4 protein-coding genes are annotated in these 12799 nt (G+C 57.2%); all 4 read left to right on the top strand.

Features of this window, described 5'->3' with window-relative positions:
- Window positions 1-1435: 1435 nt before the first annotated feature.
- The 4 genes from ACWRN3_RS00385 (at window position 1436) to ACWRN3_RS00370 (ending at window position 12784) form a co-directional block, all read left to right on the top strand.
- Window positions 1436-6646 (top strand): AAA domain-containing protein, encoded by a 5211-nt coding sequence (locus ACWRN3_RS00385; protein WP_476739563.1) that lies wholly within the window; start codon window positions 1436-1438, stop codon window positions 6644-6646.
- Between the two features lie 63 nt (window positions 6647-6709).
- Complete coding sequence (locus ACWRN3_RS00380) at window positions 6710-8623, top strand: GmrSD restriction endonuclease domain-containing protein (RefSeq protein ID WP_476739562.1); 1914 nt, start codon at window positions 6710-6712, stop codon at window positions 8621-8623.
- 224 nt (window positions 8624-8847) lie between these two features.
- Window positions 8848-12126: a helicase-related protein gene (locus ACWRN3_RS00375; protein WP_476739561.1), complete on the top strand. Its 3279-nt coding sequence runs from the start codon at window positions 8848-8850 to the stop codon at window positions 12124-12126.
- Window positions 12119-12784, top strand: a complete 666-nt coding sequence (locus ACWRN3_RS00370; protein ID WP_476739560.1) for a DUF4391 domain-containing protein — start codon at window positions 12119-12121, stop codon at window positions 12782-12784. The genes ACWRN3_RS00375 and ACWRN3_RS00370 overlap by 8 nt, the downstream gene beginning before the upstream one ends.
- The last annotated feature ends 15 nt before the right edge of the window (window positions 12785-12799 follow it).

Genomic DNA, 12799 nt, shown 5'->3' with positions numbered 1-12799 from the left:
CGAACAGGACGAATTGCGAGCGCCGCCGCCAGCGCATCGTGCATGGCGCAGCAGGGCCGGCCGTAGATGTCCTCGTAGAACCGGCAGTACTAGCCCAGCATCCCCAGCGCCCGCGGCACCGCCCCCACAAGAAAGCAGAACCTACCGGTGCGACTCCTGCAACACAGAGGCCATGGTGCCGTCAAACGGCACCAGGGCCACGTCCCTGTTGGCGGCCAGCACTAGTCGGCAGCCTCTGAGTCGTGCCGGATGTTGGCCTCCACCACGCGCATGATGTTCCCGGGCACCAGGGCGGCACAACCCATCACCATCAGACTTCACCAGCGAGGGCATCGAGGGATCGGCTCCATCGCCTCGGACAAGGTTGATCAGGGGCCGACCGCCACCACCCCGAGCGTCGGTATATCAACATCAAGACCCGATCAAGAACAAATCAAGAACGACGCAATATTGCCATGTATCATGCGCATACTTTTAATGATTCGCACTCCAGGCGCGAAGGGCATGTCAAAATACCCAAATGACGACGTACAACCGACGGGGACATTACCGGCGCGGCAAGAACGGACAACTTATTTGGGTCTCCAGCCACACGGTTACTCGAACCGGCGGATGGACATATTCACCACGTGCGTCACCACGGTATACGCCCACTGCATATGCAAAGACGTCGGCTGAGTATCAAATGCCAACTAGCTACGCCAAGCCGGTCACTCGGGCGGTCCGAATCCCTAGATCTACCGGCCTAGTCCGACCAAACGCTGTTTGCCCCGTCTGCGGTGCCCAGGTCTATTTCTACTCCAATGAGCATGGCAGCCGCGTGTACTTCGATGAAGTTGGTCCGCCTTGGCCGAAGCACCCGTGCACTGACAGTTACAGACGTGACTCGTCATTTGGGCCAACATCAAGTCTCCGCAACTCACCCGTCCTCTACCCGGCACCTGAAGGGCGGCGAAAGCTGTACTCAGAGCGAGTTCCCGACTCTGTAGGAGGCAAAGCTTTCACAGTTGTCCACGTCAGACACTCGGGGGATTGCACTGTGCTCGGGCTGCAGCCCATTTACCGGGACGTCTCCCCTAAGGAATGGATAACGGCACGGCAAGTCTCCGTTCCAGTTGGACAGTTGGTATTCGTGGACAACTGTTCGATGTCCTACATGGATGAAGGCCTTGGCGAGGTCGTGAGCGTTGCGATACAGCGGAAGCGGCCAGCACCTCGAGAGCCACTTTTCAAGCGTCTTCAGAAGTGGTGGAACAACTAATGCGCGGGCCAGAGTATCGGAATCGCCAACTTAAACCAACGAACGCCGGACGTATGCGCATGATGACGGAGGCCGTCAGACGTTTACCCAGAGCCATTTCTATGGTTGATGCAGCAATACACTATAAAGAGCGCCGCTGGGTCTGGTTTCAGCGCTGAAGTTTTGGGGGCACCAATGAACGAGGATACTGACGTCGACGCGAGAGATTCGCGGGCACAAGTTCTAAGGCTCATCGATTTCCTGTCCGAATACGATGCCCAGCGCAATAGGCCTGTCCGTAATATCGAGGACTACTCTCTTTTCAGGCTCCGTGACAAGGCGTTGCCTGTGCACGAGGCAATCCAGCTTCATGTCAGCGAGACGGAATGGCTTGGAGTCGATTTTGTTGACTTGCCGTCGGCTCCCGAGGTTCCGGTAGAAATTGAGGAGTATATCGGTGCCGGAGCCCCCCTGTCACCGGTGATTAGGCCCGCGATAACCGTCCCCGAGCCCATCTTCCAAGAACCTGTTGCCACTGACGACCTTACTGAGCCAAAAGATGATCAGGGCCTAACGGAAGAGAACCGTGAAGCCCAGCGGGAAGAGTACGCTCGACTCGTCGAGGCAGCAGAAATCTGGGTTCAGGACGTATGGGAGCCGTGGGCCGACGAGTATTCGCGAGCGTCCAGCGTTAAGAAATTACACCGCAGTGTTTTCGAACAACGCGAGAGGCTCATACTGGATCGAGAATCGGTAGAGCTAATTTGGGGCTTCGGACGGGCACGGTGGGTGACCGACGGTTACACCATCGATCACCCGCTCATTACAGTCCCTGTGGAAGTTGCCTTAGATCAAGAAACCCAACGGCTATCGGTAACACCCGCGGGACAGAGCGAAGTCGAAATTCGATACCTCGCTGGTCTCAGCATTCACGACCGTCCCTCAATCACAGCAGCCCGTCAAGGTGTCGCAGAGCTAGACCTCGATCCGTGGAACTCGCTTGAGACGTCAGAGCTCCTACGCCGCGTGACCAGATCCATTGATGACCGAGGAACTGTCGTCGACGAGGCCATCACGTCCACATCTGTACTGGTTGTGGACGAAAGCTGGACCCTTTACATGCGGCCACGTGTCCCTGATTCTCAAGGCTTCCTTGACGAGATGCGAACCATCTACCTGGCTGAGGGAACTATACCCGAACCGTTGCGGGACATTGTCACGGACCCGGGAAGGGAGCCAAATAACTCAACCTCCCACAATCAACAAGAACATATAGCAACAAGCGCGGAGCCGCTCCTTCTCCCCCTAGCTACAAATGAGGAACAGAAGCGTATCCTCGAACTCTCGCAGACTCATGCAGGCGTAACCGTCCAAGGTCCTCCGGGCACGGGCAAGTCGCATACCATTGCCAACCTCATAAGCCACTACGTCGCGTACGGAAAGCGCGTGCTGGTCGTAGCGGAAAAGGAACAGGCGCTCCGCGTGCTTGCGGACAAGGTACCTAGTGGGATCCGTGACCTGACAGTTTCTGTACTGGGCGCCGACGAGGAAAGTCGCAAGTCCTTGGAAAGGTCCGTTACAACTATCCAAAGCAAGATCGGGACCCTTGACACGGGTAGTGCGGATGATGCGATAGCTAGGCTTCGCCAGGCCCTGGATGCCGCTAACCGAGGCATCGCATCAACAACAGCTGACATGTTGCGAGCCCGTCAGGCAGAGGTGCTCGTCGCCCCCGGCCCCTGGCTCGCGGGTGATGACATTTCTCCGCAGACTGCTGCAGACTGGGTTCGCCGACACGCGACAACGCACTCTTTTATCCCGGACTTCATCCCGCTTTCATCGCCTCTCCCACTTTCGGAGCTGGAATTTGACGAATACTTTCGGCTCCTGAAGGCTGTGGGACTTGAGCGTGCAAAACGAGCCCTGACTGTCCTGCCCCCGGTAGCCGAGCTTCCCACGACAAACGAGCTTGATGATCTTTTCAGCGCGGTTGAAACGGGTGCAAGCCGAGCCGCGGCTGTTCGGGCGAGCTTCTTCGACTGGCAATGCTTCGTAAAGTCTTCCCCAGACGCCGTAAGAGCCATTCGCTTCCACCTCGTCAGCTATATAGAGTCGTTAAAAACCATTGAGTCGTCGCCCTTTGCACCAAGGATTACCGCAGTGTGGGACGACCTGCTCGTACAGGAACTTGCAGATTATTACAACGCCCTGTCCAGCCTTCGCCAGCAGGCTATCGAACACCGGCGAGCACTTATCGCCTCGACCATTCAGCGTCAAGAACCGGCCACTCAGGAACTACTTCGCCGGCTAATAGAGGCGCAGAAGCAATTAGCTTCCTCGGGTAAGCTCGGCTTTTTTGACTTCCAGCACAGGTCGACTTTGTCGACCTTCAGGATAGACGGCCGAGTACCCGCAACCGCAGAGGAAGCCGACCTTTGCGTGAGATTTACCCTGTTGGATATGGCGAGGGATAACATCAGCCGAATCTTCGGCAACCAATCGCCAAATGCCCAGCTTGTCTCGCTTTCCCCCAAGCCAGAGGACGACGTCGCAAGCGAACTGCTGTTACTTCAAGAGCTTTTGAAGCTGCCGCAGCTGCGGCAGGAGGTTTCGTCTGAACTTCAATCACTAGGCCTGCTGTGCACAGACCTCTCTTCTTCTGCCCTGTGTCGGCGCTTGTTATCAGACTTGGACGAGGCAGCGCAGCACTTTGAAGCTGTGCAGTCGTCAGAAAAGATCAAACTCCTTGAGGACATGCTAAAAGGCGGTAGCAGCCAGGCCGATGCGTCGACGTTATGGTTTCAGCTTCTCGAGTCAGTTCAGAGCCAACAGCTGGACCACTGGAGTGAACTGCGCAATGAGGTATCGAGCACAACGGCGTTAGTCGAGTCAGCCCGCAGGACGGTGGAGCTGCATTCGGTCGTTGCAGACGCAGCTCCCCGGTGGGCTGAAGTCCTTTCCTCAGCCCCGGATGCCGCCCCCATGGTTGCGGCGATTAGGGGAGCCTGGCAGTGGCGGCAGCTCGAGAACTGGGTGGAGTCAGTTACAGCGGAAGCTTCGCCTGCAGAACTTCAAGCGCGCATTGATGATCTTGGTCGTCAACGGCGCCGGACCGTCGCGCAATTGGTCGAGGCTCTTGCTTGGCGGAGGCTCGCGGATAGCCTCGGCCCCAGTCAGCGCCAAGCATTGCAGGGTTATTTGAAAGCCGTGACGAGGTATGGCAAGACTGGCGGCAAATACGCTCAGCGTTGGATGCGTGAAATGCGGGAGTCGTTGAACGACTCCAAGGAAGCTGTGCCGGTCTGGATCATGACAACATCCCGTGCGCTGACGAGTTTTCGTCCCTCAGCTACTCCCGCCTTCGATGTATTGATCGTCGACGAAGCCTCACAGATCGGCTTCGAGGCACTCCCATTGTTGTCGCTCGCGAAAAAAGCAATAGTCGTTGGCGACGACAAACAAACCAGCCCCGAACACGTAGGCCTCGACCGTCAGAAGATCTTCGACATCATGGATGATCATCTCGCCTCTGTCCCTAAATATCGAACGCTGTTCGACCCTGACAACAGCTTGTATGATCTGGCAACGCAGAAGTTTGCCACTCCTGTCATGCTGTCAGAGCATTTCCGGTGTCTACCGGAAATCATTGCCTTCTCAAATACGCACGCATACAATCGCCAAATTGTGCCGCTGCGAGACCAGCCTCCGGCTCCAGGATGGGTCCCGCTCGGAGTGGTGAGAGTCAAAGACGGCTACCGTACCGGCGATGTCAACGAACCCGAAGCGCTACAAGTGGCCACCCTCATAGCTGAAATGTGCAGGGACGATAAGTACGACGGGATGACCTTCGGGGTCGTGACCCTGCTGGGTTCGAGCCAGGCAAAGCTCATTTGGGAGAAGCTTTACGACCAGCTCGGGCCGGAGCAGCTTGAGGAACGAAAAATCCGTTGTGGTGAGGCTGCAAACTTCCAGGGCGACGAGCGCGACGTAATCGTCATCTCGACCGTCGTGGCCATAGATCCAAGCCAGACCACGACGCGCTTCGGTGCTATGACCAGCGTTAAGGACCTACGCAAGATCAATGTCGCTGCGTCTCGAGCCCGAAATCAGATGTGGATCATTACATCCGTTGATCCCGAAATGCTCCCTCAAGGCGATCTCCGTGCTGCCCTTATCCGTCACTGCGCCACCTACGTTTCAGAGGCCCCTGCACAGGCGGAACTTCTTGCGGCATGTGAGTCTGAATTCGAGAGAAGGATCATCAACGAACTACTGGGTCGAGGCTATAGAGGAATAGAGGTTCAGAAGACCGTCGGTCGGTATCGATTGGACATCGTGGTCTCAGGACCGGAACGCAGGCTGGCCATCGAGTGCGACGGCGACCGCTGGCACGGTCCCGATGTCTGGTATCAGGACCGGGCGCGGCAAGAAGTCCTCGAACGCTCCGGTTGGACCTTCGAACGTATCCGGGGCTCAGCCTATTTCAGGAACCCCGAGTCGGCTATGACGCCGGTCTGGGAACACCTGAAGGATCTAGGCATCCCCACCGGTGATGATTGGATGCAGGGCCCAACCAGGTCCGTCATTCGAGAAGTCACCATGGCTGACCTTCCAAACTCGGAACCGCCTGTGAGTCACTCTGACAAAGACGCCGAAGGTCCTTCCGACGCTGAATGGGACGAGTTTCTTAATTCGCTTGGTAGTGCCCCCGACCTCCCTGCCGCTACGAACGTTGAAGATGAGACAAAGGGCGCAGGAGATCCGCCTGCCGTAGTTGAGCAGGTACAGATTTCCCCTGTCGTGAGGGTCATGGACCCAGCTCCTGATTCTGAGCCGGCCTCTGAGGATGAAAACTCTTCGGAGCAAGCATTTCGTCAGGATTCCGCACCCTCAACACAGTACGTGGACTTAGCTCCATACAAGATGTGGCCGTTGGTTCCCAAGCCTCCCGTCATAGACCGGAATACTGAATACATCCAGCAAGGGTTGGTGGAAATCGTTCGCTACGAGGGACCCATGATTGCCCGGCAGGCATATCTCCGCTACCAGCAGGCAACCGGAGGCCAGCGTGTCGGCAAGTCCCTTCAACATATTTTTAATGTCGCTACCAGCCGCGCACTTCGTGCTGGTGCAATCGCGCGTCTAAATGATGGTGTCCCGGGCATTGTGGGCGCCACTCTCTATATACCGGGACAAGATCCCGTGTTGGTGCGGCAGCTTGGCCCCAGAACCATATTCGAAGTGCCGAAGTCCGAACTTATGGCGCTGTTCGAACTGATGTCGGCACGAGGTGTTGAGGACTGGGACCTGGACCGTGAGGTACTTAACGCCCTGGGGTTGAAAAAAATGACCAAAAAAACTACCGACTATCTCCAAGAGTGCCGCAGTTACAGCTGGAGGATTTGACATAGATGAGGTTTTGAACGATCGACACTCGCGTATTTGCCGAAACCACTTGTAGGAGCTGCAATGAAACTGTCCACAATTCTCGATCAAATAGACAGCGAGGACATGGCCCTTCCGGAGTTCCAGCGTGGCTATGTTTGGAACCGCCAACAGGTTCGCGGCCTCTTTACATCCCTCTACAAGGGCTACCCCATTGGCGGCTTCATGACCTGGAACACCGCGGTAACAACAGCACGTACCCGCGGTGGTGAAATCGATCGCGATGGCAGTGTCAAACTTCTGTTAGATGGACAGCAGCGCGCGACGACCCTGTATGGAGTTATGCGCGGGTGTCCTCCGAAATTTTTTGAGGGGAATGCCCAGGCTTTCACCGACCTCTACTTCAACGTTTATGACGAAATATTTGAATTCTATGCGCCTGTGAAGATGAAAGATAATCCCGGGTGGATCGATGTTTCTGAATTGATGGTGAAGAACGTTGAAAACTATTTGGCCCGTCATCCAGAGATAGCAGAACTTGGCCCGGCCGAAATGTTGAAAGTTATGGCGCGCATTACCAAGCTTGCCGATATTCAGCATAGGGACGTCCACATCGAAGAAGTCAGCGGGGCAGACAAAACTATTGACGTCGTCGTTGACATCTTCAATAGGGTGAACTCCGGCGGCACGAAGCTCTCCAAGGGAGACCTGGCCCTGGCTAAGATTTGTGCCTCATGGCCTGAGGCGAGGTCTGAGATGAACGGACACCGGCTGAAATGGGAGTCGGCTGGCTACCGATTCACGCTCGAATGGCTTCTGCGTAACGTGAACGCCGTCGTGACGGGAGAAGCGCTTTTTACTGCGCTTGCCCCAGTGGCTGAGGAAGAGATCCGGAAGGGGCTCAAGGAGACCGCCGGGCTCGTGTCCATGGTGTTGGATGTAATCGCTGCCCGTCTCGGACTCGATTTCGACCGTGTTTTCCCAGCTCGATTTGCTGTGCCCATCATTGCCCGCTATTTGCACAACAATAATGGACGGTTCCCCAATGCGGTGGAACGAGACCGTATTCTGACTTGGTATATACACGCCGCCATGTGGGGCCGCTTTGCCGGTTCCACCGAGTCCTTTCTGAATGTCGACCTCAAGGCGGTGGATGAAAGCGGCATCGAGGGCCTAATGACACAAATGCTTCGTTCGCGAGGGGATCTGACAGTCAGGGAAGGCGATTTCGGCGGGAATACCATTGGCGCCCGCTTCTACCCAATGCTTTACATGCTGACACGCACCCAGGGAGCAAAGGACTTTACTACGGGCATAGCTCTTTCAGCCCACATGCTTGGCAGGAACTCATCCCTACAAGTTCATCATATATTCCCGAAGGCACGACTCTATGAGGCCGGATACTCGAAAGAGGAAGTCAATGCCGTCGCAAACTACTGCTTTCTCACACAGGACGCGAACCTGGATATCACTGACCGTGACCCCGCAGAATACTTTCCTGCCGTCGAGGCCGCATTTCCTGGCGCACTAGCGAGCCAGTGGATCCCGCAAGACCGATCTCTATGGTCACTTGATAAATACCGAGAATTCCTTGCAGCTCGCCGGCAGCTCCTAGCGGACGCCATGAACAGCGTCCTGGATGAACTCCGGCACGGCACAAGCTCGGTTGACCTGGAGCGGACCTCTCCCGCACCTGATATCGAGACCCCGAAATCGGCCCAGATTGAAAAACTCGTACGGGAACTGGCGGACCTCGGACTCGCTGCCGGTGAAGTCAACGTAGAGGTCCGTGATCAAGAGTCCGGCGATCTCGTGTGTGTTGCCGAAGCTCATTGGCCGGACGGGCTCCAGCCTGGCATGACTCCGCCCCTGGTGCTGGAGCTTGATGGGAACCCTGAGGAACTCAATCAGCTCGCTAGCCTCGGGTACCTCGTTTTCACTGACGTTGAGGCCGTTCGGCAACACGCGAAGGAGATTGTGCTGGTGCCCGTCGTCTAGCTTGCCATTCAGCAATGCGCTAAGCCTTCCAGCACCCGCATTCAAATGCGCATCCTACGCGGATGCGTCTCCCCTCCGTCCCGCCAAGACACTGGGCGCAGGTTTCGGGCGGAGGGGCAAAATGTCAGGAAACGCTGAAGGCGGAGGCTTTGCTTAAATTCGTGATAAATTTCGGCTGAGTGAGCCCTGAGCTAGCAGAGGTTCCAGTGTCTGGCGGGGGGCAAATGAAGATCATCGACAACGTCAACGATCTGCTCGGTGACGACCTGAAGGCAGAGGTCACCTCCGGGTCTAAGGTGCGCATCGCCGCTTCAACTTTCTCGATCTTCGCTTTCGAGGCTCTTCGTAAGGAACTTGAGCAAGTGGATGAGCTCGAGTTCATTTTCACTTCACCGTCGTTCCTGACTACTCAAGTGACCGGCAAACTTCCCAAAGAGCGGCGCGAGTTTTTCATTCCTGCGGACGGTCGAGCGGAATCGAACCTGCATGGCTCCGAATTCGAGGTTCGGCTTAGGAATAAGCTCACCCAGCGAGCTATCGCGAAGGAGTGTGCTGACTGGGTGCGCCGAAAAGTCACCTTCCGGTCAAACGCGACTGGAAACCCGATGCAGCAGTTCGCTGTTGTGGACGACAAAGCTGCGTACATGCCGCTTCAGGGCTTCACCACCGCCGACCTTGGGTACGAGCGCGGCAACGCGGTCTCGAACATGGTGCAGCGCATCGACGAGACCCCAATGACGGCCCAGTACATCCAGCTGTTCGACCAAATCTGGAACAACGCAGAACAGCTCGACGACGTCACCGAGGCGGTCTACGACCACATCGCTAGCGTGTACGCGGAGAACTCCCCCGCGCGCATATATTTCTTGGTTCTCTACAACTTGTTCGCGGAGTTCCTAGACGACCTTAGCGAGGACGTGCTGCCCAATGACCGCACCGGATACCAGGATACGAAGGTATGGCAGGGCCTCTACAACTTCCAGCGTGACGCGGCGACCGGGATTATTAACAAGCTGGAGACGTACAACGGATGCATCCTTGCCGATAGCGTCGGTCTCGGGAAGACGTTCACAGCTTTAGCGGTGATTAAATACTACGAGCTGCGCAACAAGTCTGTGCTGGTGCTCTGTCCGAAGAAGCTCGCCGAGAACTGGACAAACTACAACGCCAACCTCACAACGAACATCTTTGCCGAAGACCGGCTTAACTATGACGTCCTCGCCCATACAGACCTGTCACGTACCGGCGGCGAGTCTCTGGGCTTGCGACTGGACAGGATTAACTGGGGCAACTACGACCTGGTCGTTATCGATGAGTCGCATAACTTCCGCAACGCCGACTATGCCGAGGAGAAAGAGTCCCGCTACCAGCGGCTTATGCGTCGTGTCATCCGCGAGGGCGTGAAGACCAAGGTGCTGATGCTGTCAGCAACGCCGGTAAACAACCGTTTCAACGACCTAAAGAACCAGCTACAGCTCGCGTACGAGGGCGAGTCGGGGAACCTTGCCCAGCGTCTGAACATCTCGACGACGGTCGAGAAGGTCTTCAGCGACGCGCAGCGCGTCTTCAACGAGTGGTCCAAGCTCACCCCGGAGGACCGCACGGGCGAGCGCATCCTTCAGATGCTCGACTTCGATTTCTTCGAACTCCTTGATTCGGTGACGATAGCCCGGTCGCGCAAGCACATCCAGGCGTTCTACGACACCACGGAGATTGGGGCGTTCCCCGAGCGCCTGCCACCCATGTCCATCCGTGAACCGCTGACCGACCTGGCGGACGCACCCAGCTTCAACGACATCTTTGAGCAGCTCCAAGCCCTCACCCTTGCCGTCTACACTCCCCTCGCTTACGTGTTCCCGAGCCGGATCAGTAAATATGAGGAACTCTATAACGTAACCGCAGGTAGTGCCCGCTCCAACCTCGGCCAGCAAGGGAGGGAGCAGGGCCTGAAGAAGCTGATGACCGTTAACCTCCTCAAGCGCCTAGAAAGCTCTGTTGACGCGTTTCGGTTGACGCTCGCGAAGATTGAGGATTCCGTGGACCACACCCTGCGGCGTCTGGACGCGCATGCAGGCCCGCTCACCGAAGTGAGGGCGGATTTGGCGGGTCTTGACTTCGACGTGGATGACGAAGAGGACGCGAACGTCGAGTCGCTCTCCTTCGGCGAGAAGATCAAGATCGACCTCGACGACCTCGACATCGAATCCTGGCAGCGCGACCTGTGGAACGACCGCGAGACTCTGCGCGAGCTCCTCGACGAGATGCGCCAGGTTGTCCCGGCCCACGATTTGAAGCTGCAGAGGCTTATGCAGCTCATCGCCGACAAGGCCGAACACCCCATCAATGCGGCCAACCGCAAAGTGCTGGTGTTTTCCGCCTTTGCTGACACCGCCAACTATCTCTACCTTGAGCTTGCCCCCGCTCTCAAAAAGATGGGCCTCGAGGCAGCGGTCATTACGGGCGGAAGCAACGGCTCCAAGACGACCTTGGGTACCGGCTTCGACTTCCAACAGTTAATGGCGATGTTCTCCCCGCGCTCAAAGCAGCGTCACCTAACCATGCCGAACGAAACGCGCGATCTGGACGTCCTCTTCGGCACGGACGTGATCAGCGAAGGCCAGAACCTTCAGGACTGCGATTACCTGATCAACTACGACATCCACTGGAATCCGGTCCGGATTGTCCAACGATTCGGCCGCATTGACCGCATCGGATCCACCAACGCTCATATTCAGCTGGTGAACTTCTGGCCCGACATTTCCCTTGACGAATACATCAATCTCAAAGAGCGCGTCGAGAGCCGCATGGTCATCGCAGACCTCGCGGGCACCGCGAACGACAACGTCCTCGCCCTCGCCGACTCCGACGCCGCCTTCCGCAAAGAACAGCTGCGTAAGCTCCAGGACGAGGTCATCGAGTTGGAGGACGTCCGCACCGGCGTCTCGATCACCGATTTGGGTCTGAACGACTTCCGGATGGACCTGCTCGGCTACATCAAGGAGTTTGGCGATATTTCCACAGCCCCCAAAGGCCTCCACGCCGTGATCCCGGCCGACCCCGACAGCGGGCTGAGGCCGGGGGTGATCTTCGTACTGCGGAACGTGAATGCTGACGAGAATATCAACCGCGGCAACCGGCTCCACCCGCACTACCTCGTTTACCTCGATGACGAGGGGAGCGTTATCGCCGACCACACCGAGGCCAAACATCTGCTCGATCTCATTCGCGGGGGCTGCCGTCCTTACGACGAACCGGTCACCGACGTCGTTCACGCCTTCAATGCAGCTACACGCGATGGAGCCGAGATGGGCAAGTACTCTGAACTGCTCACGGACGCGATCCACTCCATGATCGACGTCACTGAGGAGCGCGACATCGACAGCCTCTTCACTGGAGGCCACACGACGGCCCTGACCCAGACCATCGCGGGACTGGACGACTTCGAACTGATTGCTTTTATCGCCGTCGTCGACCCCGTCCAGGGTGTACCAGCCAATGGCTGATCTGCTGTACCGGTGGCCTGTTGCGGCGAAGTTCGGCAGCCGGGTGCCGAAAGAGAAGTTCTACGAGAACGGCCAGGTCACCACCCCCATCCGGGAAAAGTTCGTCACCGAGGTCCGGCGCATCACCTGGGCCTACAAGCTCGCAGAAGTCACGATCAATCTCCCCGGCAGCCCTGCGGTGCCCGAGGTCCAGGTCTTCCAGATCGACGCTAAGATGGACGACGTGTCCGAACCGGTGTTGACGGCGATCGACAAAGCGATCCCGTTCCCGGTTGTTTTCGAGATCACTCGCGGCACCGGAGCCAGCCGGTCCGTTCGTATGGTCGCGGCACACAAGCAGCTCGGCGTAGGCGTACCCAAGCTCAGCGACTACTACTCGACCGAATGGCAGCCCGCCGACGCAGAGCGGCAGCCCCTCCCTACAGCGATCACGCTGCCCTCCCTCTACACTGCGCTCCTGGACCCGCTGATGCCGGTGACTGCGCGGCCGGGAGAGTACATGTCGGAGGTCGCCGCCAGACTACAGACCGTGCGGAAGCTCGAACGCGAGATCGCCGCGCTCGAGCGCAAGCTCCGTACCGAGCCGCAGCTCAACCGCAAGGTCGAGCTGCGGCGCACCCTCAAGACAAAGCAATCAGAGCTAGAGCAACAGAGGTAATCCGTGGAGAAATTA

This window comes from Pseudarthrobacter sp. rb, assembly GCF_056389225.1.
Note: the sequence above shows the minus strand (reverse complement) of the source record. Positions and strands in the feature narration are given on the sequence as shown.

Excerpts from the sequence above, each read along its gene's own strand:
- ACWRN3_RS00385 (WP_476739563.1), top strand. The coding sequence starts at position 1,436 with ATGAACGAGGATACTGACGTCGACGCGAGAGATTCGCGGGCACAAGTT.
- ACWRN3_RS00380 (WP_476739562.1), top strand. The coding sequence starts at position 6,710 with ATGAAACTGTCCACAATTCTCGATCAAATAGACAGCGAGGACATGGCC.
- ACWRN3_RS00375 (WP_476739561.1), top strand. The coding sequence starts at position 8,848 with ATGAAGATCATCGACAACGTCAACGATCTGCTCGGTGACGACCTGAAG.
- ACWRN3_RS00370 (WP_476739560.1), top strand. The coding sequence starts at position 12,119 with ATGGCTGATCTGCTGTACCGGTGGCCTGTTGCGGCGAAGTTCGGCAGC.